23 protein-coding genes and 1 tRNA gene are annotated in these 26,615 nt (G+C 35.7%); 3 read left to right on the forward strand and 21 right to left on the reverse strand.

All coding sequences use genetic code 11. The features are described from left to right. Positions 1-181: 181 nt before the first annotated feature. The 7 genes from QEN48_RS06340 to QEN48_RS06370 all read right to left on the reverse strand — a co-directional run bounded on the left by QEN48_RS06340 (position 182) and on the right by QEN48_RS06370 (position 9,893). Positions 182-3,187, reverse strand: a complete 3,006-nt coding sequence (locus QEN48_RS06340; protein WP_280108061.1) for a TasA family protein — start codon at positions 3,185-3,187, stop codon at positions 182-184. 204 nt (positions 3,188-3,391) lie between these two features. Then, positions 3,392-3,916 (reverse strand): signal peptidase I, encoded by a 525-nt coding sequence (locus QEN48_RS06345; RefSeq protein ID WP_280108062.1) that lies wholly within the window; start codon positions 3,914-3,916, stop codon positions 3,392-3,394. A gap of 230 nt (positions 3,917-4,146) precedes the next feature. Further along, positions 4,147-5,325, reverse strand: a complete 1,179-nt coding sequence (locus QEN48_RS06350) for a TasA family protein (protein WP_280108063.1) — start codon at positions 5,323-5,325, stop codon at positions 4,147-4,149. Positions 5,326-5,636: 311 nt separating this feature from the next. Then, the gene (locus tag QEN48_RS06355; RefSeq protein ID WP_280108064.1) at positions 5,637-7,055 is read right to left on the reverse strand and encodes a TasA family protein; all 1,419 of its coding nucleotides are present in this window, start codon (positions 7,053-7,055) and stop codon (positions 5,637-5,639) included. 124 nt (positions 7,056-7,179) lie between these two features. After that, positions 7,180-7,923: a TasA family protein gene (locus tag QEN48_RS06360; RefSeq protein WP_280108065.1), complete on the reverse strand. Its 744-nt coding sequence runs from the start codon at positions 7,921-7,923 to the stop codon at positions 7,180-7,182. 306 nt (positions 7,924-8,229) lie between these two features. Next, a complete protein-coding gene (locus QEN48_RS06365; protein ID WP_280108066.1) occupies positions 8,230-8,484 on the reverse strand; it encodes a winged helix-turn-helix domain-containing protein in 255 nt (84 codons plus the stop codon). Positions 8,485-9,644: 1,160 nt separating this feature from the next. After that, complete coding sequence (locus tag QEN48_RS06370) at positions 9,645-9,893, reverse strand: winged helix-turn-helix domain-containing protein (protein WP_280108067.1); 249 nt, start codon at positions 9,891-9,893, stop codon at positions 9,645-9,647. 372 nt (positions 9,894-10,265) lie between these two features. Between QEN48_RS06370 and QEN48_RS06375 the strand changes: the two genes are divergently transcribed. Both QEN48_RS06375 and QEN48_RS06380 read left to right on the forward strand, forming a co-directional pair. Further along, positions 10,266-10,351 (forward strand) — tRNA-Thr (locus QEN48_RS06375). 241 nt (positions 10,352-10,592) lie between these two features. Continuing rightward, on the forward strand, positions 10,593-11,783 hold the full coding sequence (locus QEN48_RS06380) for a site-specific integrase (protein WP_280108068.1): 1,191 nt from the start codon (positions 10,593-10,595) through the stop codon (positions 11,781-11,783). 13 nt (positions 11,784-11,796) lie between these two features. Here the strand turns inward: QEN48_RS06380 and QEN48_RS06385 are convergent, their stop codons facing one another. The 3 genes from QEN48_RS06385 to QEN48_RS06395 all read right to left on the reverse strand — a co-directional run bounded on the left by QEN48_RS06385 (position 11,797) and on the right by QEN48_RS06395 (position 14,223). Next, the gene (locus tag QEN48_RS06385) at positions 11,797-12,159 is read right to left on the reverse strand and encodes a hypothetical protein (RefSeq protein WP_280108069.1); all 363 of its coding nucleotides are present in this window, start codon (positions 12,157-12,159) and stop codon (positions 11,797-11,799) included. A gap of 167 nt (positions 12,160-12,326) precedes the next feature. Then, positions 12,327-13,148, reverse strand: coding sequence for a right-handed parallel beta-helix repeat-containing protein (locus QEN48_RS06390; protein WP_280108070.1), 822 nt, complete (start codon positions 13,146-13,148; stop codon positions 12,327-12,329). 319 nt (positions 13,149-13,467) lie between these two features. Next, the gene (locus QEN48_RS06395) at positions 13,468-14,223 is read right to left on the reverse strand and encodes a hypothetical protein (RefSeq protein ID WP_280108071.1); all 756 of its coding nucleotides are present in this window, start codon (positions 14,221-14,223) and stop codon (positions 13,468-13,470) included. A 163-nt stretch (positions 14,224-14,386) separates the two neighbouring features. On the opposite strand from QEN48_RS06395, the gene QEN48_RS06400 reads away from it, so the two are divergent. Continuing rightward, the gene (locus QEN48_RS06400; RefSeq protein ID WP_280108072.1) at positions 14,387-14,518 is read left to right on the forward strand and encodes a hypothetical protein; all 132 of its coding nucleotides are present in this window, start codon (positions 14,387-14,389) and stop codon (positions 14,516-14,518) included. A gap of 578 nt (positions 14,519-15,096) precedes the next feature. On the opposite strand, the gene QEN48_RS06405 is transcribed toward QEN48_RS06400, so the two are convergent. The 11 genes from QEN48_RS06405 to QEN48_RS06455 form a co-directional block, all read right to left on the reverse strand. Beyond that, complete coding sequence (locus QEN48_RS06405; protein WP_280108073.1) at positions 15,097-15,264, reverse strand: hypothetical protein; 168 nt, start codon at positions 15,262-15,264, stop codon at positions 15,097-15,099. A 577-nt stretch (positions 15,265-15,841) separates the two neighbouring features. Further along, complete coding sequence (locus QEN48_RS06410) at positions 15,842-17,002, reverse strand: hypothetical protein (RefSeq protein WP_280108074.1); 1,161 nt, start codon at positions 17,000-17,002, stop codon at positions 15,842-15,844. Then, positions 16,986-17,735: a hypothetical protein gene (locus QEN48_RS06415; protein ID WP_280108075.1), complete on the reverse strand. Its 750-nt coding sequence runs from the start codon at positions 17,733-17,735 to the stop codon at positions 16,986-16,988. Before QEN48_RS06415 ends, QEN48_RS06410 begins: the two co-directional genes overlap by 17 nt. Positions 17,736-17,857: 122 nt before the next feature. After that, the gene (locus QEN48_RS06420) at positions 17,858-18,115 is read right to left on the reverse strand and encodes a hypothetical protein (RefSeq protein WP_280108076.1); all 258 of its coding nucleotides are present in this window, start codon (positions 18,113-18,115) and stop codon (positions 17,858-17,860) included. A gap of 9 nt (positions 18,116-18,124) precedes the next feature. After that, positions 18,125-18,622, reverse strand: coding sequence for a hypothetical protein (locus QEN48_RS06425; protein WP_280108077.1), 498 nt, complete (start codon positions 18,620-18,622; stop codon positions 18,125-18,127). A gap of 45 nt (positions 18,623-18,667) precedes the next feature. Continuing rightward, entirely contained in the window at positions 18,668-20,281 is a 1,614-nt protein-coding gene (locus QEN48_RS06430) for a hypothetical protein (RefSeq protein ID WP_280108078.1), read from the reverse strand. Between the two features lies 1 nt (position 20,282). Further along, positions 20,283-20,873 carry a hypothetical protein gene (locus QEN48_RS06435; protein WP_280108079.1) on the reverse strand — a complete coding sequence of 197 codons (591 nt, stop codon included), beginning with the start codon at positions 20,871-20,873 and terminating at the stop codon, positions 20,283-20,285. Between the two features lie 4 nt (positions 20,874-20,877). Then, a complete protein-coding gene (locus QEN48_RS06440) occupies positions 20,878-21,246 on the reverse strand; it encodes a hypothetical protein (RefSeq protein ID WP_280108080.1) in 369 nt (122 codons plus the stop codon). 430 nt (positions 21,247-21,676) lie between these two features. Then, the gene (locus QEN48_RS06445) at positions 21,677-22,852 is read right to left on the reverse strand and encodes a hypothetical protein (protein WP_280108081.1); all 1,176 of its coding nucleotides are present in this window, start codon (positions 22,850-22,852) and stop codon (positions 21,677-21,679) included. Positions 22,853-22,925: 73 nt separating this feature from the next. Beyond that, positions 22,926-23,639, reverse strand: a complete 714-nt coding sequence (locus QEN48_RS06450) for a SprT family zinc-dependent metalloprotease (protein WP_280108082.1) — start codon at positions 23,637-23,639, stop codon at positions 22,926-22,928. Beyond that, positions 23,632-26,595: an HsdR family type I site-specific deoxyribonuclease gene (locus tag QEN48_RS06455; RefSeq protein ID WP_280108083.1), complete on the reverse strand. Its 2,964-nt coding sequence runs from the start codon at positions 26,593-26,595 to the stop codon at positions 23,632-23,634. Before QEN48_RS06455 ends, QEN48_RS06450 begins: the two co-directional genes overlap by 8 nt. Between the last annotated feature and the right edge of the window lie 20 nt (positions 26,596-26,615).

The following is a 26,615-nucleotide window of genomic DNA, read 5'->3' on the forward strand; positions in this document are numbered from 1 at the left end:
AAAAACAATATATAACAAAACAATAAAAGCCTTACCTAAAAAAATAACATTCAAACCAAAAAAAACAGAAAAGTAGATACAGAAAATTAGATATTTTTTTGTTTTTACAATTGGTTTTAAAGTTTTTATATGGGGGGATGGAGCCCCCACCCTATAAGTGGGGTAGGGGCCTTAAGTAGGCTTATCCCTTAACTTTACGCCTTCTAACTATTCCTAAAACCAATAGGAGAAGTCCTATTAATAATGGTATTGCTAGTATTAAGGCGCTCATTCTATCTTGCTCTATAACTTCAATTTCTATCGATGCTTCGTTGTAGAGAGTTTGCACACCATTGTTGAACTCACCGTCTTTTGAAACATTTATTTGGTATGTTCCAGGCTCATCAAATATTAGTGATGCAGCTCCATCTAGGTTAGTTGTTGCATTATTACCGTTGTTGTATACCAAGGCATCTTGCACTGGCTCTCCATCTATTGTTACATTGAAATTGATTTCTTCACCGACAAACAAACCATCAATTGTATCAACGGTTAGCTCCAGGTCTTTGTTGATCACTTCAAGTTCAATTGAATTGAAGTATCCAACAGATATTCCAGCTAGTATCTCTGACAACTCAGAATCTTTGTTGCCAACATAGATTTCTGCAACTTCATCACCAACATCTGTTGGCATTATCTCTATTAAACCAGTTTGTACATCATTCATTAGACTAGTGGTGGTATATACAGTTTCATCGTTTATCAAGCCGGTTACAACTATCTTCATGTTATCTAAAGCCATGTCTCTCTCGTCAGCAGTAACTAAACTAAACCTTAGTTTGTTAACGACATCATTTATCAAGTCATGACTAAGTTCGCCATCTAAAACAACTGAACTTAAATCTCTTTCTTCATCGATTATCTCTATCCCTGGGTTTTCAGCAACTAAACATGGGTCATCTACTAACACCTTATCACCGTTTTTACTGTTATCATGGCCTATCAACCAACTAACCTCAGTAGGTTGACTTGGTGTAAATACAAACTGCGTTAAACCACTCTCATTCAACTCTAACGCACGTACATCGCTTTGATCACTCCACTCACCAACCATATTATAACTCAATTGTTCGCCAGATTCATCTAAAAGCCATACAGAACCATCTGCAAAAGGCTCTCCATCTTCATCGAAAACAAAAAGAGTTACATAATACTCTCTATCCAACCCAGCAGTTGCAACAAACTCATCAACACAACTAAACTCACCAAACAACTCACCATCCAAATCAAAAACTGCTATACCGAACTCAACACTTAAATTGAAGTCAGCCAAATCAAACTCCCCATCACCAGAATCCACCGGAACACTTGGAGTACTTGGAGTACTTGGAGTACTTGGAGTACTTGGAGTAGTTGGGGTCGATTCTTTATCTTCAGTGTCATTTTCATTTGATTCATCATCATTAGTTTCTTGTTGATCTTGGAAGGCGTGGGTTGCGTTTTTGTTCATTAGTTCGATTGTTAGTGTTTTTGTGTTGTTGAGGTTTTCAGTTAAATCGAAATCTGTTTTGTGTAGTGTGTGTGTTATATTTATGTTTTTGTTCCAATCTTCATTGTGTATGTCTTCTATTGTTGTTTGGTTCTCTTTGGTTCCCCATCCATCTGTGATTGTTATTTTTACTGTTTCATTTTTGTTTATTGGTGTTTCTCTGTTGTGTGTTATCTTGAATTCTATGTTTTCATCAGTTGATTCTGCCTCAAGGATCTCTAGTTTCCATTCTAGCTCGCTGGTTTCATTGTCATCAGTGATGAATTTTATGGTTGAGTTTACACCCATAATCTCGATATCGAGTTTCGATACGTTATCAAGTTGGTTAGGATTTAGTTCAAAAGCGTTACGTGAGATGTTGAATTTGATTTCTTGACCTGTCCATTCATTGCCGTCGTTTATTTCTGCTATTGTTGTTTGATTTGTTTTTTCGAATCCGTTAGTTACTGTTATGTTGACTAATGTTTCTTTTGGTAGTGGTGTTTGTTTATCGTGTTTTAACTCTATGTCGAATCCAAGATCTGTTTTGTTACAATCGATTATAGTTAAGTTCCAATCCGCTGGTTCTCCAGTTGTTTGTTCGAAGTCTGTGTAAGTAATTACTATACCCATTATTTCAACTGTTATCTTGGTTATGTCTGTTGTGAGGTTGTATTCTGAATCGATTGAGAAGTTTTCTTTATAAAGTGTATGGCAAACTGTTTGGTCTATATTTAGGTCTCCATTACCTGTTAAAACCGAGATATTGGTTTGGTGTTCGGCTTCTCCCCATTCTCCTATTACTGTGATGTTTACCAATGCATTATCAGGAATTTGATCTCCAAGATTAGTTAGACAGAGATTTAAGCTATTGTTTGTTAGTTCATCTATTGATAATGTAAAGTTTATTTCAGTTTCAGGGTCTGATGGTATTATTTCTGGGTCTTTCTCCACTACTTCGGCATTCTTTAAATCGATGTAATTTGTTATTGTTTCATTGTCGTTTGTTTGTAAGGCAAGGAACTCTATGTTAAAACTGAATTCATCTCCTTGGTACTCATTACCTGCATCACTAAAGAGTTTGTACGACTGGTCAACATTCATTGTATGACCTGGGTCAAGTGTACCTAAATACATATACACTCCAGATATATCACCAACGGTTACACCGATCGATTCATCACCAACATCCAACAAAGAACCAATGTCTTTCTGTTCACCATCTAATTCAATGGTATACATAGTGACGTTGTGGATATCATCTATTCGATTGATTTCCCAATCTTCAACTATGCCTGTTGTTTCATTATAGAACAACGTTACTTCCTGTTTCCATTCAGCTGATGAAGAGAAATTCTCACCGGAGTATGGACATTGGAAATACATAAGACCTGTATTATAATCGGTTACCTCAACAAACTTAAAGATCTTAGCCGGGTTTGTACCAACATTATTTATCTCTAAATCTGCATATCCAGTTGTCTTACAGGGCTTCATATCACTGAAAGTAAAATTACCAACCCAAGGATTCATGTCATTAACTGCTATGTCTATCGTTCCTGCTTGGAACATTCCATCCGCCTGCTCAGTATCACTGAAATAAGCGAATGTTCCTGTTCCAACAGCTATTCCTATTAGGCCGATCAGCAATACGCTGAACAAAGCCCGTTTTGAAATCATTTTAATAAGCCTACCTAATTACTAATTAGATTAAAAACGTAATAAGGAGATATGAATGGTTATTAGATTAAAAAAACACATATAAAACAATGGTTACACAAAAACTAACCTAAAAAAGATTAATAAAAAACGTTACAAAAACACATAAAAAACCATAAAAAAGACAGAAAAAATAGAGAAATGGGGTTTTTAATCCTTTTGTTTTTACTCCTTTTTAACTTCAACTCCATCATCATTATTCTTTGAACGAACCATATCTCTTATCTCCATACCAACCAAAAGGACAGCTGGAACTATAATAAATAAAACTAAGCCATAAATACTGTTCACATAATACAATAGATATCCATAGAAAGGAATTGAAAACAACATACTACCAATAAGATTTTCCTCAAGAACTGGATTAAGGTCCTCAGAAGTCATAGCATCACCCTTCGTAACAAACAACAATCGTTCCTCAGTCTCCTCAATATCAACAACCCTGTGAGTAACAATCTTATCCTCACCAAAACTAAAAGTAATCACATCACCAATCTCAACACTCTCAGGCGCCACATCCTTTACAACAACAATATCACCACGACTAAGAGTAGGCTCCATACTGTCAGAAAGAACAATAAAAGAATGATCACCAGTCACAACCATAGGAACAGCATAAACAATAGCTGGAGCTAACAAACAAACCAAAATAACTACCGAAAAAACCTTCAATAACTTACTTCTATCCAACAACAAAACCTCCTAACAAAATCTCAAAACCCAAAAAAACCCAAATTAAATTCAACAAAAAAACTCCTAATCTCAATTTCAACAATCTCCTATACATATAAATCCACACAAAAAGCAATAAGACAATATGAACCAAAAAAACCTCACTAAAAAACATCAAACAAACACACCAAACAAAAAAAATAAAAAACACAGGCACTAAGCCTGCGCAAATACATTCTTCAACATCTTCAGTATACCGTTAAGTCTACGTATTCAGAGATTGTTGTGTCATCATTTGTTTGTAGTGCCATAAAGACGACTTCAAAGTTGAATTGGTCTCCTTGGTATTCATTTCCAGCATCAGCTGAAAGCTTGTAATCCTGAATTATCTCCATTGTTTCACCAGGCTCTAAAACACCAAAGTACATCCAATCTCCCTCAATGTCACCAACAGTTACTCCATCACCAAGCTCGTAAATCACATTAACAAAAACACCATCTCCATTACCACCATTCACTGGCACACCGATACACTCACCATAATCAGCTATAAGATCATAGTAATCAATTTTATCAATTCCAGTGAAAGCTTGGTATTGAGGTGATTTTAATGTGTTTTCTGTCCATGGGTAGTTTTCTATAACTCCAACTCCATCATCGACAACTACTACAAGTTCTGTTCCGTTTTGTGAGTAGAAGTTAGTGCCTGCTTTGATTATGTAATCTTGTACAGTATATCCTTCAGATATATTGTCTACAGACCATGCTTCAATTGCACAATACAATCTTTTTGGATCAGATGGATCCTTAATATCTAGATCTTCACCATATTCATCTACTCCATATTCATCGACTTTTATGACTACTTGGTGTCCTGTATCGTTTTCAAGAAGGACTCCAATATGGCTTATAGCATTGGGTATTGGTTCATAGTCATTTACTGGTGGGACTCCGTTCTCAGTTATTATCTTCAGGCTGTAGTCAGTTACGTTGTGTATGTCGTCAACTCGTTCTCCAAGTTCTTTTTCTGCTGTCCATTCAGGTTCTGAAGAGAACTGTTCTCCACACCACCATTCACAATCTACATCACTGTCTTCGCAGTTGTCGCATGTTGGTGCTGTGAAATAATCTAGTCCGGTGTTGTAATCAGTCACTAAAAACATTTTAAAGATTTTAGCTGGATTAGTTCCTACATTCTCTATCGTAGAGTTTATGTACTCTACTTGTTTACATGGTTTCATATCGTCAAAAATAAATGACTCCATCCATGGGTTTTGGTCGTTTATTGCTATGTCTATGGTTCCTGCGGTTAGGGTGTTTCCTTCAGCCATTTCAGTGTCACTGAAATACGCGAAGGTTCCTGCTCCTGCAGCAACTCCTATTAGGCCGATCAGCAATACGCTGAACAAAGCCTTTTTAGATATCATGATATAATCTCCTTAGCTTTAATGTCAGCTATTTAGATAATTAAGGAGATATGAATCACTGAAATAGGTTAAAAAAATGTTTAAAAACATTATTATATTCAAACATATATCAAAGAGTGCTTAATACAATATCGTAATATAACATTAGTTGAAAAATTAGTTGGAAAACATGATTAATGACTAGTTAAAATGATAACTTAAGAATTATTTAATAAATTAGTTGGAAAACATGATTAATGACTAGTTAAAATGATAACTTAAGAATTATTTAATAAAAAAGAGATATGAAGGGCTAAAAACCCTTCATTTAATTATTCTTCTGGTGTTAAGCAGACGTTACCGACAGTCATGTCTCCAAATCCAACTATGAACTCAGCTGAGTATGGGTTTGCTCCGAAGTAAGTATCCAATGCATTGAATTCGCTATCCTCTAAATTAAGGATGTATATTGGTTCCATATGACCTGAAACAACTAGATGTCCGTTACCTGCATCTCTTATAGCCATACCAGAGACTTGTGTTGGTGCGAAATTTTCGATTTCAAAGACTTCTTCTACAACAAGTTCTCCATTGTCAAGGTCTAGTTGGAATACTTTTCCTTGTTCAGCGTTAGTGTAGACATATAGGTTTCCAAGGGCATCGAATACTATATCAGCACCTTGTAAATTTAATGTCACGTCATCCCATGTTATTGTTCCGAGGTTTTCTACAAGTTCTTGTTGGTCTGCATCTACAACAAACACTTCATCTGTATTTTGGCTTGCAAGCCATAGATTTCCGTCTATTGGTGATACAGCAGCTAATACTATAGCTAAATTATTGTTCGATACGTCAGGTATTCCACCTAGATCAGTGAATTCATCTGCGAATATGTCGTATTTTCCTAGTTTTTCGTCATCTTTGTCCCAAAGGTATAGGGTTTGGCCGTCAGTTGTGCAGCCAAGGCTGTCAACTTGGTTAAACCCAGGTGTGGTTACATGTTCTAACAAGTTGAAGTATGCCTTGTTATCTTCTGTGTCTAGTGCTACTTCATATAGCTGTGACCCGTCAACTGGATCTGCACTTGTTCCACTGTGTACTAGATATAGTCTTTCTATGTTGCTGCAGTCGCCACATTTATCTGGAGTGTTTATTTGTTGGGCTATGAATGTAATGTCGAATTCCATTGATTTTCCTTGTGCCCAGTTTGTGGTTTCACTCATCATGTGGTATGTCTGATTAACTAATGCATATCCTCCAGCTGGCACTACACCAAGGTAGTTTTCTTCACCGTCAACACCGAATAGCATTAATCCTGGTACCACTAATCGTTCTTCTATAAGTTGATCATCTTCGTCATATATCTCCACTGTTAGCCAGTACTCTATAGCCGGACTTATCTTGTTCATAACTCCCTCTGGATCCTCATCCCAAGAGGATTCAGGATGCATGGCAGTTGAGTAGTTTGTTATATCAACGACTTTACAAAGCCGTAGTTCATTTGTCCCTACATTATCCACACGGAAGTTAGCCTCTTTCTGATATTCCTCACTTGGCTTCAAATCATCAAGCTGATAACTGGAAGTCCATGGATTTTCTCCATCAACTGCAATGTCTATAGTCCCCGCAATGAATGTATTATCTTCTGCAGTTTCTGCATCGGAAAAATATGCCATTGTACCGAAACCAACAGTTGCTGAAATCAATCCAATGACAAGTACACCGAGCAAAAACCCTTTACTTAAACTCATTTTATATCAATATTTTTTATTTTTCAATAATAGGACTCAGAAAAAACAACAAACAATTGTTGCAATTAAAACCAAGCCCTATTATTTAATCATATTATCTAATCAACAGTCCCCAATCAACCAATTATTCAGGGGTCCCGTTATCTCCATTATCGTTACCGTTATCTCCATTATCGGGTGTTAGGTCGTTGTAATCTTGGATTGTTGTGTTATCGTTTGTTTGTAGTGCCATGAATGTCATGTCAAAAGTGAATTGGTCTCCTTGGTACTCATTTCCAGCATCAGATTGTAAATGGTAGTCTTGGTTTACTGTCATGCTGTCTCCTGGTTCAAGTATTCCTAGATACATCCATTGTCCATCGATATCTCCTACAGTTGTTTCATCACCTATCTCGTAAACAGTGGTTGTTACCTCGTTAACTATTATCTCTAGGCTGTAGTCGGTTACGTTATGGATATCATCCACTCTGTTGAGTATGCGTTCTCCCTCAACTAGTTCTGTTTCTGCATCCCATTCTGGTTCAGAAGAGAACATTTCATTACACTCTGGGTCTGGGCATTCGAATCTTTCTAGTCCGGTGTTGTAGTCGGTTACATCGATTTGTTTGAATATTTTAGCTTCGTTGGTTCCTTCATTTGTTATGGTTACGTTGGCGTATTTAGTTTCTTCACATGGTTTCATGTCATCGAAGTGGAATGTTTCTGTCCATGGGTTTTGGTCGTTTATTGCTATGTCTATGGTTCCTGCGGTTAGGGTGTTTCCTTCAGCCATTTCAGTGTCACTGAAATACGCGAAGGTTCCTGCTCCTGCAGCAACTCCTATTAGGCCGATCAGCAATACGCTGAACAAAGCCTTTTTAGATATCATTATATAATCTCCTTATCCCTATAGTCGGCTATTATTGTTAATAAGAGGATATGAATCACTGAAATGGGTAAAAAAAGTATTTAGTAGTTATGTTTGTTTAAAACTTGTTTATAAAATCTTAAGATAATATCTCGTTTAATAATGTGTTTATAAAATATTTTCTTAAAAATTCATGAAGAAAGTAGTTGGTTGTTTTTATGGTGTGTTTGTTTTTGGTTTGGTTATTAAGAAAAAGAGTATTTAAAGTATTTATTTTTGTGTTTGCTGTGGTTATGTTTGTTTTTTTTTGGTTTTTGTGTGGTTTTTTTAGGTTAGGAGGTTGTTGAGTTTGTTTAGGGTGTTGTGTAGTTTTTTTCCTTCTTGGGTTATTTTGTAGTCCTTGTTGTTTTTTTGTACGAATTTTTTTTGTTCTAGATATTTGAAGTGTTTGTCGAAGGATTTCCAGTTCATGTTTACTTCGTGCATTATGTTGGTTTTATAGATCTCTTCTTCACGTAACTTCATTTTTTTAAGAGTATCTAGTATTTCTAGATATATTTCCCAATCACTTCTTTTTTTCATTTGAATACCTTTCACTTTCTAATTTTTTAATTTGGGTATTATACTCCAGTATTTCTGTTAAACAAAGTGATTAACAAGTTTATATTGTTCTTGTTGATTCTTGAGTTTTCTATTTTTTTTGTTTTTATTGATTCTGTGGTTTGTTCTGTGGTTTTTTATTTTTAAAGTTATAGTTGAATTATTTTATCTATATTTAAATTTCTAATATATTTTAATAAATAGTTATGAAACTGTATTAGGTTATATAAAATTGTTAAAAATAGATATTACTATATAAGGTTTCTTTAAAACCTTTTTTTTAAATAATACTTTAAAGACGTTTATTTAATGAATTGATTTATAACGTTAAAGAAAACCAGATATAGATATATCTCCTCCAACCATATTTAGAGGTATAGAATAGCAATATGAAAGAAAACAATATGAAAAAATGGAAAACACAAATATGGTTTATTATTTAAACCAAAGAATATCTTATAAAAATATCTTATAAAAATATTTATAAGAATTTAATATATATTCTGGATAAATTTATTGTATAATGTAAGTTAAGAGTGCTTAGAGGGGATAAAAATTAGTCTAAAAATTGTTGATGAAATATTATCATTCCTAAATAATCAGGAATGGCATGAATATAGAGAACTGAAAAAAAACATTGAAGTTGAAAACGAAGGCTTCGACAAAGTAATTGAAAACATGGTTGAGATGGGTTTAGTAGAAATTAACGAAGAAGATCGTGAAAAAATACGTTCAACAGAACTTGGAAAAACATCAATACAACCAAAACAAAATAACCAAAATAATAAATAAAGAAATAGAGATGCTTAGAGATGCTATAACTATTAATTTAAATCCAGTTTTACTATAGATAAATAAGAAAAAAGAATGGTTGTAAAGAGACCACTTGCCCATCTATTTCCCTAATTTAATAAATTTCTTAATAAAATTATACTATACCATCTCTTTAAAATTAATTTAGATATTGTATTAAATAGGTTTATTTTAATGGTTAGTAACACGCCAAGCTAAGGACCATAAACAATTAAAATGGAATTAAGATGATTGTCGCTTCCATCTCAAAGGGATTTATGATAAAATTCAACAACTATACAGGTTTCAAATAAATGAGTTAAAGACTTGTTGATTCTGTATATAGGTGTTTACGGGTTTTCAAGTGTCTTTTTAATGCCACGTAGGTTTTTTAGGAGGTTTTTACCTTCTTCTGTTACATGATATTCTTTATTGTTCTCTGTGATAAATTCCTTTTCTGTTAAATAACTGAAATGATTATTAAATGGTTTCCAGCTCATGTTTACATCATGCATTACAGTTGTCTTCTTCATCGACCCATTTTGACTTAACGACTCAAGTATATCCAAGTATATATCCCACTCACTTCTCTTCTTCATCTTCAATCAAACTAAATCTCTTTTTATTCAAAAACAAACACAAACTCAAACAACGAAATCAATTTAAATATAATAAAACGGCTTATACATCAGTTTGGTTATAAATCACCTCGCAAACCTCTCAAATTAAATTTATGGATTCTAACTAATTTAAATTACTACAATTACTAGTTTATCACTGTTACTATTTTAGTATTACTATAACTTGACATCCTTACGCGCCTAAAAACAGGGGTATGCGCTCGACTATGTATCAAGAACATCAATTATGATATAGTAAATTAAAACATACTATCAGTAAATTAAAACATACTATCGATGACTTCTTGTTCAAAAGATTTATTTAGATAACGGTTGAAATCAAACTCCGGTGCCCTGGTGGCTTAGCTTGGCAAAGCGCGTCCTTGGTATTCCAGACAAAAAGGACGAGATCCCGGGTTCGAATCTCGGCCAGGGCTTAATCTTTAAGGTTCATATCCCTCCTTCTATAGCCACAAACCTTATATACCTCCTCAAAAACACCGATTGAAGAAAAAAGCCAACAAAACCACCAAAAACCAGCCAAAAAACAAAGAAACAACAACACTTTCGGACAACTCCCTACAGTAATGTTAGGTTCAAACCATCGATAAAATACAGATGCCTTACAAAAACCACTATCCTTCTATTTTTAACAAATAAAAGGCACCGAGGTTTGAAATGCCAACTAAAAACTTTAAAAGAGACATAAAAAACGAACTAAACAACATCCAAACACACGAAAAACTGACACCACACAACAAAGAACTAATACAAGAATTCTACAGAGACCTACGAATAATGGACTACTCAGAAGCAAGAATCCTAAAACTACTCAACACAACCAAAATAATCGGAGAAATAATGAACACAAACTTCGATGAAGCAACCAAAAACGACATAAAAGACCTAGTAGCAGAAATAAACTCAAAAAACTACGCAGAATCAACCAAAAGAACATACAAAGTAATAATCAGACGATTCTACAAATGGCTCAACAACGAAGAAGACTACCCAGACACAGTCAACTGGATAGAACTAAAATACAACAAAACCAAAAAACTACCAGAAAAAATACTCACAGAACAAGACATCCACAAACTACTAGAAGCAGCAACACACCCCAGAACAAAAGCACTCATAAGCATACTATGGGAAACAGGAGCAAGAATCGGAGAACTAATAGACCTAACAATAGGACACATAGAAGAACACCCCTACGGCAAAAAAATAACAATAGACGGAAAAACAGGCCAAAGAAGACTCCCCCTAATACAAACAGTACCCCACCTAAGAACCTGGATAGATATACACCCAAACCCACAAAACAAACAACCACTCTGGGTAAACATAGGAAACCCACGCCACGGCCAAAAATGCACCTACAGAAACCTATCCAAAAGCCTACAAACAACAAAACAAAAAACAGATATAAACAAACCAGTAAACCCACACCACTTCCGACATTCAAGAGCCACATACCTAGCAAACAAATTCACAGACGCACAAATGTGCGAATGGTTCGGATGGGTACAAGGATCCGACATGCCAGCAAGATACATCCACCTATCCGGAAGAGACATCGACGGAGCATACGCACAAATCCACGGAATCAAAACCAAAAACAACACAGAAAAATCAAAACTAGCACCACAAAAATGCCCAACCTGCACAAACACCAACCCCCACAACGCCAACGCCTGCAACTACTGCGGAAAAGCACTAAACCAAGAAGCACTAAAAAAACTCGAAAAAGCAGAAAAACAACAAAAACAACAAAACAACAAAAACGAACTAATCCAAATGATACAAAACTACGAACAAAACGGAAAAATACACCCAAAACTAATCCAACAACTAACAAAAAAATAAAGAGAGGAAAACCTCAATCCTCTCCCCCACCCTCTCCCTCTCCAGGAAGATAAACAACACCATCCTTCTCATAACCACCATTACTAAAAACCCATTCACGGAAAGACAAAACAACACCCTCCCCACACTCCAACGAATCAAAATACATATTCAAACCCTCCATCTCAACCTCACTACCAAAACGAGCCCTCAAATCACAACACAAACCCCAAAAATACTCCTCAACCTCAAAACCCTCAAAAACCAAATCACAAGTATCCTCCCTATAAACAACCCTAAAATTCGAATCACTCTTCTTCAACTCCCTAACCTCATCCCTAAACACAGAAACAACCTGCAACCTACCACAATACCTACAACAATACATAGATTTCATAATAAAACAACATAACAACCACAACCCATATAAAAACAAACAAGAGAGATACCCGAAACTAATAAAAAAACAAACTTAAAAAAGTAGTGCCTAAAAACCAAAAAAAATAAAAAAGAAAGGAAATAAGGAAACCAAATCAAAGGTCCCCCATACCCCTATACCAATTCTCAGTATTTCTCTATGTCTATCTCAAGTTCGCCGACATCGTTGCCTTCAACAGTAAGGTCTTCAACTACCTCACTTGGTTCATCATCTTCTAAACTGCAAATCCAGATTGCTTCATCTCCAGCATCATTCACAGTGTTGTCAGTTATTTCTATCTCTGAGTCACTATTCTTGTCCTCACTTACATAGAAGCCTATTGCACCTGTAAGCTCGTTGTCGGTTATTGTTATGTCACCACTGAAAAGCTCTGTGCCAAACCATTCACCGATTGCAAGATAGGCATTGTCATCAAAATCTTTGGTTGTTTCTATGATATTATTGTCTATTGTTATGTCTTCTCCTTGTGGTTCAACAACTACAGGAGCGTCAGCTGTTATTGTTAATCCTTCGATTGTTACATCATTTGCTTTTACATCAATGGTTCCTTCAATAGAAGAGACGTGGGTGGTGGCTGCAGTCAATGTAATTTCATCAGTTTCAATACTTACATCCTCTTTGTGTTCACCATAAACAGTAAGCTCATCACCTTCTTCAGCTTCATCTAACGCTTCTTGTATTCCCTCATACTCTTCATCTTGGTCTTCATTCACTACAGATGGTTCTATCTCCACAGTGAAAGGTAAAACTACATCAACATGATCCGGTACGTTTTCAGTTGCGTTCTGGTTTACATTACCTGGATGTTCAGGATCATCAAGCGGATGGCTGTCTGACTGGCCTGGTGCTTCTTTATCCATATCTGGTGTATCTGGTGCCTGGTTATTTTCATTTGCTTGTGAGTTGTCTGCTGGGATTGCAGCAACAGCACCCGCAGAAACAACCATTAAAAACACCAAAAAAACACCAATAACTAAATTTCGTTTCATATACAAAAATAATATAATATCAGATTGAAAAAACTTTGGAACTAAACCTCACTATCTTCAATTAACCCCACATACAAAAACCCAACCATAGAACAAACAAAAACTAAAAAACCCTAAATCAAAAACAAAAAAATAAACTAAGAAATGTAGTAACTAAAAAAAAATATAATAACTTTTTCAATTAATCTGTAGTGCCTAAAACCCAAAAAAAGACTTACAAACTCCCAATAAAAAACAATCATCCAGCTCTAATAATTGAGATAAAAAAATAACTGGGTTATCTCTCTAGCCGTAGTTTATCAAACTCCATCAACAACCTATCCTTGTTCTCATCAACATACCTATGAGCTTCTTCTGGATTATCAAACTTCTTAATTGTCTTGTATCGCCATTCATCCTTTGTTTTTGCTTGCAATTCTACAGGTTCGCCCAAAACCTCCTTCAAACTAAGAGGAGCACCAATCTCCCTAGCCCTCCTCTTAAACCTACGGCCATGTCCACTAACCTCCAAATGTAATGCCTCATGCCTCAACACCAAATCCTGCTGCTCCCCAGACAACCCACCCCAAACCTCCGGATTAATCTCAAGCCAGGTCATACCACCTGAAGACTTGAAGGTAGCGATCTCCGAACCACCCAAAAACTCCTCTTTAACTCCAGTAGCCCTATGAATCTCCTCCACCTCATTCGTATCAAAAACACCCCTAAAATCGGTTGGCTTACCATAAATAAACTCATCAAAAACCCCAAACAACCTCTCCTCAACCTCAACCACATCCAACCCACTTAAACCATGAACCTCCTCTGCACCTTCCTCTGTTTCAGCAGTCCTCTTTTTTGACATATGTTCGGCTTTAGATAAATCGCCTGACTCATACATCTCAACAATCTCCTTTCGCTCCCTTTCATTATAGAGGTCAGCCCGCCCCAAATACTTGATATGAATCTGCCTAACCGATTCACCCTCCCTCACGGATTTAACCAAATACGCATAATCAATACCATGAATCGTTTTAGTTCTAACAAACACCATACACTAGGCACTACACAACAAAAACCAATAAAGAACAAACAAAATTATGCAAAAAATAAACAAACAGAACCAAAAACCACAAAAAACAAGAAAATTAACATAATCGCTAAAATACGCAAGCAAAGACTTAATAGATATAACTAAAGATAAAGAACTAATCAACATGAAAAACAAAACACCTAAAAACTTAAAGATAGGTAAAGACGAACCAGAAACCAAAGAATACCTCCAAATACTCCAAAAAATAAAAGAAAAAACCAACCAAACCACAATAATGAACTGTTTTAACAATTAACCACCAAACAACCAAAACCAACAACACCGTTTACAAAAAAGTAGTGACTAACCCCCAACCAAAAAACAAAAACAAAAATAAACCACCTAAAAACCACTTGTACTCTACACCATCTTAGTCCGAACAAACACCATACATTAGGCACTACACAACAAAACAAACAAAAACCTACCAAAAATTACATAAAAAATAGAGGGTTGTTGGGGTAGTGCCTAAAAAATGCTATAGATAGATTTTGATAAGGCTAAAAAAGGAGAGAGAATAATGCCAGGAATTGAAAAGCTTCTGGAGATCCAGCCAGAAAATCCCTCTCCCCCCTTAAATAACCTATCGATAACTACCTATAACCCAATACTATAAAAACATTCTCATAAAAAATAACATACTATCCTTCACATACATCCAAAAACATACAACAAAAAACAACCAAAAACTCCAAAGAAAATAAAAATTAGGTAGTGTAGTGCCTAAAAATAAAAGAAATTCTTAAAATGAAAGCAATTCTTTTCTTCTTTATTAAAGTTATTTAGAAATCTCTGTTTTGGAAAAAACCTCTCTAAGATGGGGAATAATGTAATTTACTTGTCATTCATCATTCTCATCATATCTGACATATCCATCCCCATCATCTGCATCATCTCCATCATTTCTATATCCTGTTGTTGCATAAGATCCTTACAACAAGGTCTCATCTCCTCCATCATCCACTCCGGTTGGTCAGCAAAAATCTCACACATCGCCGGCATAACAGTCTCCTTTACAAACTCTAACTTCTCTTCCTTCGACAAACCTTCAAACTCCTCCGATAATGACTCCACAAATAACATCCCCCTATATACATAACATTACAAACTACAGATTAATATAACCCATACAAAACCAACAAAATAAAATTCCTCCACAACCACCACGAAGCATCAATCTCCATAGCCCACAACCAAAAACTCCTCCACCAAAACAATTACAACCACAAATTAAAATCCCACAACAACACAAAAAAATATACTAAAAATAACATACTACCCATAACAACTAAAAAATAAACACCTAAACAAAACAACCAAAAAAAGAAATAACAATCCAAATCCCCAAAAAACCTCAGATCCCCCCCTTTTTAACACAAACACTAAAAACCTCATCAAAAAATTGATCTTCATTAACAGCCTGAATTAGATTTCAATTAAAGCATATCATAACAAATATACTAAAAACCACATACAAAAAACAATAACCTATCAATAACAACCCCCACATCACATATATCTAAAAACTTCGTTCACCCCAAATATACACATAAAAACCATATATTTTCACTAAATTTCTTTAGCTGTTAACTCCGTAGATGTCTCTTAAGTCCTCTTGGACAAATTTATAGACTTTTTTGTTGATTTTGTAGTCTTTTATTATCTTGTTTTTTCTGAAGCTTTTGATAGTTCCCTCTTCCATGCCTGGGTGGTAGTTCTTTTTATATCTATTTACGTATTCATCAATCCCTTTCTCCTGGATTTGATGTACTACTTCTTTAGCTCTCTTGATTTCCGGCATGAACTCCGGCTCCAATCTTTCATCAATCTCCGAATCTTTCCATTTCCATTCTGTGTTTTCATAGGTGTTGAATGTATAGTTTGTTTTAGGGATTCCCTGTAACTTGAATCTCTGTCCCCGACCCTTCGCATCAGTTACTGACCTGTAGAAGATTGCTTCCTTTCGCCCTACCTTCAAAATATAATCATTCAGTAAACGCCTGATATCCGGATGCACATCTTTGCCTGTGTGGCCTATTATTATGAGGGATGCTCGGTATTTCCTGAATTTTTTTAGTAGAGTTGAGAACTGTCTTTCCACTTTTGTACTGTCTTTTGAATATCCTGATGCATGAGAAGATGCTTCGTCGAAGATAAAGAGTTTATTGCTTTGTTTTTGTCCTTCTTGTTTGTCTGATTTTAGCCATGTCTCCAGTTCTTGTATCCCACTGCAATACCTATCTTTTTCTTTGAATGATTTGATGTTGCTGGCTACTTTTCCGTTTAGCCATGTGTGGTATAGTTCGGCTAATAGGATGGCGAAATCTGTTTTTCCACTCCCCATATTCCCTGCAATATAACAGATATAAATTTCCTGTCGCAACCTATTTTCCAGTAGTTGTAGGGTTCGTAATCCGCTGAGGTCATTACCTTCTGGAGGATTACCGGCGATGCGTTTTATTACTGGGATGTTGTGGGTTTGTAATGCCTGCCCTACATACCTGCTGGATCGGTTTTTTAGTATTTCTCGGTAGATCCGTAGGTCTTGGTATTGGTGGTTGGTTAGTGTGGGGGTTTCTTTTTGTATGTTGTTATAGTTGTTGGATATGTATTCTAGTAGTTTGTTGTATCGGTCTTTTGGGTTTAGTAGACCGGTGTGGTTGTGTAGGGTTTCGGTGTCTTCATTGATTTTAGTTTGAAGCTCCAGGCTGCTCCAAGCTAAATTATCCTTGCCCGACATTTCCCCGCTCCTTGTTTTCTTTTTTGTTCTCTAATGACCTTTCTTCTGTGTTTTCTGGTTTTATTTCCTCTCTGTTTTGATTTTCTTTGTAGTTTTGTTTTGTTTCTTGGAAGACTTGGTTGATTGTTTTTTCGATTTGTTCTCCTTTGAAGATGGTTTCTTGTTCTATGTCTTGGATGATTTGTCCTAGAATTTTGTTGAGGGATTTTTGGATGATTGATCGGATTCGGACTCTTTGTGTTAAGCCTTTTTGTGCTTCTTCTGTTAATGTTGTTCTTAGTTCTGTGATTGCTTCTTTTGATCTCATTAGTTCGAGGTCATCTAGATAGCCCATCCAAACACCAACTGCCTGATTAGACTCGGGGTCATACTTTCTTGCGAGATAGAGATCTCCGGTTCCACATCGATAACTTGTTAGTTCACCCATAACCTCGATACTCTGGAATTTTTCTCGAGATAATTCATAAACTGCAATACCTGAGGCCTCGGCCTCCAGCACCAACAACGGAACCCTCTTAGAACTATATAAATAATCAACAGCCTCCCGAATCGGGAGGTAACCGACAATCAGGCCAGCCAGAAAAACAAAGTACGCTATCTGGTATTCAACTCCAAACAAGTCAAAACCAAAAAACAGGATACCCAGCCCTAATACGAAAACCAAAATTAACTTAAATAAGTTACCAGATATCCATTCCCCGACACCCAAATTAAATCCAGTTAACCTAGACAAACAAATCACCCCTATAGCTCCATCAAATCGTTCATGCAGCCATTACATAAATAAAAGGAATACGAGAAAGAACCCCTTATCCTACAGCCACAGACTAAACAGATAAACTCAATCAACTAAAATCACCAGGGAGTTAAAGATTCCCAAAACCCAGTCACAAAACCAACAGACAAATCAACAACAAGGTTGATCCAGTAATCCATTGGTTGGAAAACCAGAACATCCAACAACCCCAACTCAAACGATATAACCGTAGCTCCTGCTAAAAAAGGAACCAACCAATAAACCAAAAACAACAAACCCAAATGCCTTGGATCCCGTAGATAACCAGTTATCAGGACCAGGCCTGCCATGACTATGGGCATTATCGGTGGCGCCAAAACAACACCTCAATACCTCTGAAATACTTCTTCATCTTCCTCCCCCTTCTTTCTGTAAGCTAACACTCCTAACAAAACAAGTGTGGATAAAAAACCACTTACCCCAGCAACCTGCACATAACTCCAATCAGCATCTCCATCAAACAACAAAAAACCTGAGTCACCACTAACAACCACCAACGCCCTAGAAGTGGATAGAGAAACAGCAAAATCACCCCTGAACTCAACAACCTCAACCTCAATAACGTTATGGCCACGCTCTAACAAAAAACTCTGCACCGGAACCTGAGTAACACCCTCACCACCAACACCCAACATACTATCAACAACCTTAACACTCTGAGACAAATCACTCTCCAACTCAATAAAAAGCACACCACCACTATACTCATAACCAAGAACCCTAGTTACCTCATCAACCTCAACCACAGACCCCTCCGACACCTCCAACTCCTCTGCTGACACTAATGGAAGGAAGGAAAGGAATAGTAGGGAGATTAAAAACAAAACCCCCACCCAACACCAACCATTTCTGTTCGAAGAAGGCATGTTTTATTCCCGCCTGACTATTATGTCGTTGTCTCCAGAACCACCCCGTCGAATGAAAACGAAAGCTCCGATACCTAAAATTATTAACCAATACGGCACCCCACCTAAATCCCTGTTAAGCCAATCACCTAGATCTCCAACAGTTATGCCATCAACCTGACCATCACCACTATCAGCACTCCAATCGCTAACCAAATCATAGATTTCTGCTATCTGTTTAAGCTCATCCTCAAACTGGCTAGCATTAATTGTGTGGTAGATTGGTTTGTATAACTCGACCTCCTCTAACCTTTCTCCATCAAAACTTATGATTTCGAGAATTTCGAAACTGGTTTCATAAAGCCAGAACAGGCCCTCATCAGTTGCTAGATAAAATGGAGCAGAATAATTCTCCGTGTTATAGGTCCTATCTGTTTCAAGTGTGTTGTTTTCAATTCTTGCATTTGTAAATAACATGCCTTCCCAGGTACTGTTATCTTGCAGAACATTGCTTTCGTGTATTTCGATGATGAATCGGTCGTTTATGGTTGTGTTTATTCCGAGTAAGGCTAGTTCTGCTCCAGCATATCCATAATACCCAGTCTGATTATGCAATGTATTCAAATGCTGCGCCAAAACATATGGATCCACAACCCCGGTTAAGTCAAGTCCGTCGCTATATTCTTGGTAGACTTCATGTACGTAGACTTCCATGTTGTCTTTCATCATTTCATGAGTGGAATATAGATCTTTCCATACGTCTTCCCAGATATCAAGGTCCATTACCTCTCCATCACTACCGACTGGATTGCTCACCAATATTTTTGAATCTCTTGAACTGGCGGCTCCACCACAGACAACGCCATGTTCGTTGTCTGGGTATGGGAAAACATAGAAAACTTTAGATCCATGGTTGTTGGGAACACTTGAAACATCCTTCTGTTCATAATCAAGAACTGAAACACTAGACCCATTCAACAAAACAACATTCCTATCATAAAACTTAGTCAAATTCAAATCCATATACCTTGTATCTGTTTGAGTACTTCCATCCTGCCAACTACTATAATCATAATACCATTCAGCCTCAAACGGATGTGTGGATATAGTTTCAATCTCTGCATTAACCTCCATCAAATGCTCTATAGACATAACTTGGCTGTTGACCTGTTGAAGGATGTTATATTCTATGTTGCTGTAGTATTCGTCTATAACTCTTTGAGTTTTAACCTGCGCTTCCTCCAAACTACTACCATTATTAAGTTCTTTAAGCAACTCAGATTTAGCTAAACTCCAAACAAACGTCTCCGTATTCCCTACCTCATTACTAAAAGCACTGATGATAAAACTATCATCCTTAGACAACTGCATACCATGATCATAAATCATGACACTGTTCAACTCACCATCACCACAATCATCATCACTGCTGAAAAAATCCATTATCCAGGTATATCCAGCACCCAAATAAGTCGTCTCATACCTCTCATGAACCGTCGTCCCCGTAATCAACCGAAAAAAATCACTCAAAAAACCGGTTTCATCCCCTCGATCATCATCAACTGCAGTAACCGAACCACCCACACCCAGAATAAATAGAAAGATTAGGAGGAGGGATAGAAAAAAGGATTTCCGCAACTTAACCATCCCTATTTAAATACATATACCCCCCAACAGCCAACACAACCAACACAACCCAAACAGGAACACCAGAACCACCGACATCACCAGAAAGCCAACCAAAAAACCCAGAACCACCCATAACCACTACCTCCTTAGATTCACCATCAAACTCAATAGACAACACTACATGCGTGTTATTCTCCAACTCCTCAACATAGTAAGCAGTGTTATTGCCTTCTAAAACCACCTCAAGCTCACTAAACTCCATTTCAAGGTCACCAGAAACAACAACATCACCAACACTCACATTACCAAGAACACCACTATCAATGTAAACCGAGACAACGTCAACCAACTCAGAACTGCTGAGCTCTAGAGAAACAGAGTTATTATCCAGGTCGACTGAGCTGTTTAGAACTGTGATTGTGGTTAGATCGGTAATGACCTCACCATCCTCAGTGACCGTGATAAACTCACCGACAGCCAAGACATCATCACAAACAAGGTCTTGATGCGTTTGGCTTCCTGTTTCAGCATACACCGACCCCGAACCTGCAACAATCAACCCGCAGAGTAGGAGGGAGAAGAAAAATAATTTATTTTTCATGTTTTTATCCCTTCCAACTCAAAACCGCATAGGCAATGATAACTATTGCTAGTCCGACTGTACCCCATAACTCACTGCCATAAAACGTATTACCAACCTCCGTGATATATTCCAGGCCGATTAGTAGTAAGCCGGCGACTATGAACAGGCCTTTCTCCCAATCCTCAAAGTGATGCCATTTCCTCTTTTTATTCAACGCATATCCAGCAATCATCAAGGCTATAACAATCCATCCAGCATAAACACCGGATAATGAATAGCCATAGATTTCGAAGTGGCCTAAACCGAAGGCCACCAGTCCACTCACCAAGACAACAGCTAATAAAACTGCTTCCTGCAGACCAATCTTCCTAAACATAGACTCCCCATTCAAAACACCCATAACAACACCAAACAAAAACTAACTAAATAGAGATACACGAGATAAAGATAAATAGGGCTACAAAATTTATGCAAAAAAAAAATAGAAAAAAACAGTGACAAAAAAAGGGATGTATAAAGCTAAAGGAAAAAAATCAAATATGAATTCCGGATTTGATGTATTCATAACTCACGTTGCTAATTAGATATCCGTTTTTTGGATATCTGATAAGATGCCTTAATCCCTCTAACTCTAATAATAATAATTGATGCATGAATTAGATTTATATTTTACTATCATCTTCTTTTGAGATATTTCATTATACAAACTTTGTTTTTACTTGATTTAGAGTCTAAAAATGAATAGGAAAAGAGATATTTTATTTTAAAAATTCAAATTAAAGGACATATAAACTTTGAACATTAATTTATAGCATTAAATGTTATTTTTTCTCTAGCGGTTTTCCAAAAACAAGGATTTCTCCAAGGTTACTTAAAATTGAGTGGATTGTTTTTTTACGATATTCTAAATAACTTGGAGAGTCTTCTAAATCGTAATCTAAATCTTTTTCTAGTTGGATTAAAGTTGGAATGATCTCATTTAGAATTTTAACATTTTGAATCAAAAACCAGGAATGTTCCTTAATTTCCTTTTTATTTAAATTATCCAAAATTTCTGACTCCTTATCTTTAAAAAATTCTTTATATGCGTTATAAAGCGTGTTGTTACTTTCATTGTCATCGATCTTTCTTTCTAATTTGTTGAAAAGAACATAGTCATTATAATTGTCTTTACTACCTAGGTCGAAATGGTTAACATTTATATTGCAGTCTTTGGTTGTCTTACGGGTTTGATATTGCATTTCACGTAAGAATTTCAAATTTGAAGCATTTTTTATAACTTCATCACATTTTTTTGAAATTTTTCCATATTTCTCCTCATTTTCTCTGACGAAATCCTTAAATTCTTCAAATGAGAATTTCTCAAATTCAATTTGAGCTTTAAGAAAATTTGTTATTCTTTTTTGTATTTTATCTTCATGTCGTTTAAGATAATATTGCAGAAAACCAAACATAACTCCTAAAGTCATGATAACTTGTAAAAATAAATTTAAATTATCGAAATGAAGAAATTCAGGGAATAAAAATTCAGATGACAAAATTAAAACTCCTAAAAAAGCGAGCCATGTAAAAAGCAAGGGAAAAACTTTGTAGGATATATTAAAAAAAACTGTACTAATAACGCCAATAACAAATTTAAGAAACAGATTTATAGACCACTCAAAATCATAAAATAATTTTTTTATCGCCTCAATAGAGGTTTTCTCACGATAAAATACCCAAATTAACGCCCAAACTATCAATATACTTAAAGCCACCGCTACCAAGAGATATAATCCTAAAATTCCTTCTATAAAAGCTATAGCTATAGCAAAAAGGAACAAAAATAATAAAAATATAAAATAACTTTGTAAATCCTCTAATAATATAAAAGAAAGAAATGTAAAAACTATAAATATCCCAATTATCCAAATAGGGTCAATAACAAAAAACTGTATAAACAAATATAAAATAACAAAATTAGTTAGAACAAAAGTAAAACTGTTAACAAATCTCAATAATTCTTCTGCGAAATCACTGAACAATTGGTTTAGAAAGATAATTCACCTCGATAATACATTTAATTTTTAATTAAGTTGGTAAATCTGATTTATTCAATATCAAATCAGGACTATTCTGGCTTAACCATTTCCGGCCTTTTTCATAATCAGGATATATCTCTTTCAATCTTTGCCAAAAACTTTCAGAGTGGCCTTTGTCTTCTAGATGAACTAATTCATGAACAACTACATACTCAAAAACTTCCTCTGGAGCTAATAAGACTCTCCAATTAATACTAATATTATTTTTTGAAGAACAACTACCCCATTTCGTCTTCTGATTCCGAATATATAATGTATTAAATTCTCCCTTGATTTTGGAGAGATGTTTATTTATTTTCTCTTCAGCTAATTTCCTAGCCTTATTTCTATAAAGTTTTTCTATTTCTTTTTTAACACTAGATCTCTCGACTCTTTTTTTAGATAATAATATTTCTTCTTCTCTAATTTCTGATTTATTAATTTCTTTGATTTTTATGACGTGGTCTTTTCCGAGATATGGGAATTTACTTCCTTCCTCGAAATTTCTTTCTGGGATTTGCTCCAATTGTTTATCAAATTCTTCTTTCTTCTTTAGAACCCAGTTACTTTTTTCTTTTAACAATTCTTCTGGATCTAACTCCATATTTTCTGGAATTACAACTGTTAAAGAATCGATACCAATGTCTATTCTAGCATTAGAAGCCTTATCACTATTTCTAATATTGTATTCTATCTCTTCACCTGCCAATATTGTTTTAGGCATTGTTTTGACCCTTGTTTCTTACTATGTAATCAACAGATTGCTTTAGGAATTTCTTATTATCAGCTTTAAGGAGCTCTATTTTTCCCATGTCAGCGAGTGTTCTGATAATTTTTTTTCTAATTCTCTTTTTTATTTCTTCTATATTTCCTTCGCTGGAAAAGTCTTCTATTTCAGTTTCAATATTCTTAGTGATTTCAACAGCCTGATCACCATCGTCAACGTAATCGTTGAACTCTTTTGTTAGTAGTTTGTAGATAGCGTATTCTCTATTATTCAAATTAAGGCTTTTTTGCTCTTTTTGAAGATTTTTTTCCTTCTCATCTACTAAATTAATCTCTTCATTTGCCTTTTTAGTTGATACGTCTCCTTTCCTCCAACCTTCGATTATTTTTTTCACTTTCTCACTGAGCTTAGGAATAGCTGGATTTTGCTCTCTTTTTATCTCCAAGTTTCTCTTTTTAGCCATAGCGTTTTTAATAAATCCGTAATCAGGATTCTCCTCGGAATTTTTTATACTAACATCTCTACTAGTTATAGGTACCTTATCAGTTTTTCCATCCTTGATTTTTTCAACTTCTAAATGTTCTTCTAGAATTTTACGAGTCTTTTCACGGACCTCTTTTCCTAGATATTCTTCATTCTCTCCTTTTTCTACTTTTTTATATCTAGAATATATTTGGGTTAGTACTTCCCACTGAGTAGTGGTTGGTTCCTTACCTAGTTCTTTGTGAGGTTCAAGGGATTCATATACATCTTGAGCTTCTTCATAGACTTTCTCAAATTTTTGTGCAAGCTCAGGGTTCTTTTCTAATTTAACAATTGCCTTATGAAACTCTTTAACATCGTTTTCGAATTCGAAATCCTCAAAAATATCGATTAGAACTTCTAATTTGTTTTTAAACTTCTCAACTAATTCATCAGTGGGTATAGCTGCATTTTCAATAACAATATCTTCATATTCTAGGACTCTATCCCAATCTGCAAACACGCCTTGATAATCAACAATCTCGCCATTCGCTTTACCTTTCATAGGTCTATTTGTTCTAGCAATGGCTTGAAGTAGATTATGATTTTTCAAAGTACGATCTAAATATATAGTCTTTAATATTGGTGCGTCAAAACCAGTAAGCAATTTATTACAGACTACAAGGAATTTCGGGTTTTCTTCTTCCTTAAATTCCTTGACAACTTGCTGTTCCTTCCTATCAGGGATATTCATTCTTTGGATGACATCGGGGTCTTCTCCAGTTCCGGAAACTATTACCTTAATTTCTTCTGGATCAAAATATTTCTGTAATTCTTCTCCATAAAGAGCTGCAGCCTTTCTACTAGGCGTTACAACCATACTTTTAAATCCATTAGGCATAACCCTGGATGTATAGTGATCGACAATATCTTTAACAACTTTCTCCAACCTTGGTCTTAATTCAGATATCTCCGATTCATTAACATATTTCTTAATTACTTCTGCTCTTCTCTCTGGAGGTAAATCCGAAAAAGCCTTGTCGTAGTCTTGATCCATAGCTTCCTCGACCATTTCATTAGGAATATTCCATTCAATATTTTTCTCAGTATAAGTTACCGGGGTTATTACACCATCACGTTGTCCATCATCAATAGAATATTTATGAAGATAAGCCTCTCCCTCAGGAGAGAACTCATTAAACGTATTACGATCTTTCTCAGAATCTCCCTCCATCACAGGAGTCCCAGTAAAACCAAAATAAAACCTATCCGTTAATGCAGCCTTCAATTTACTACCAAGCTTCTTCTCCATAAACCTATGAGACTCATCAGCAAACACCACAGTCTCCATATCCACTTCAGAATTAACCTCACCCTCCACATCACCAAACTTATGGATAGTAGTAAGGATTAATTGACTCTTATTCATCGAAAGGAGTTCCTCTAAGTTCTTCTTACTTTCAGCAACCGAGAAGTTAGGGAACTCAATATCATGAAGAATCCCCTCGATCTGGTCATTTAATTTCTCCCTATCCACAATCACCAAATACTGAGCATCATCTATATCAGGAGATTTCTTAGCCTTATAAGCAGAATACAGCATAGTATAAGTTTTACCAGAACCTTGAGTATGCCAAATCAATCCTTTTCTAGGCCTCCCCTTTCGTATTCTGTCAACAATCTTATTAGCGGCCTGATACTGCATATATCTAGGCACAATCTTAGCTTCTTCATTCTCAAAAAACACAAAATACTGAAAGATATCAAGCAAAGTTTCGGGGTTTAAAAGATCCTTTACAGCATCTTCAGGTTCATAAACCCCTTCATCAAAATCCTCTGAATACCAGGGAAAAAAGAATTCTCTAGGAGCCCCAGTAGCCGCATACCTAAACTTCTCACCATCACAAGCCACATTAAAAAGATTAGGAACAAAAAGACGAGGCTCATCCCTCTCATAACTCTTAATATCCTTCACCGCCTCACTAACCTCAGAACCTTGAGCACTAGATTTTAACTCAATATTTACAAAGGGAACACCATTCACAAAAAGAGTAATATCAGGCCGAACTTTCCCCCTCCTACTAACCTGGAACTGAGAAACAGCCAGCAAACTATTATTCTTAGGATTTGGATTGATTAATTCAATATATCTCTCCTCAATTCTATCATCAACCTTAATAGAATGGCTAATACCATTTCTAAGAAGATTATAAAATCTTTTATTCCCCTCTAAAAGATTCTCAGACGAAATTCTTCTCTTCAACTTATTAACTACTTCATTAGCTTCAGATCCAGATAAACCATTAAACTCAATAATCTTCTCTCTAAGAATACCCCAATAAACCACGTTAGAAGAATCACGATCATACTCCAAATCTAATATACTTGAACCCCACTCATTACTCATAGGATCGCCATAAACATCCCAACCAACCTCACTCAACCACTCAAGAAACTTAGCCTCGATTCCAGACTCATCAAACTTCCTCATACTAACCCTCACATACTAAA

Source organism: Methanonatronarchaeum sp. AMET-Sl, from assembly GCF_029854155.1.
In the GTDB taxonomy this organism is placed as follows: domain Archaea; phylum Halobacteriota; class Methanonatronarchaeia; order Methanonatronarchaeales; family Methanonatronarchaeaceae; genus Methanonatronarchaeum.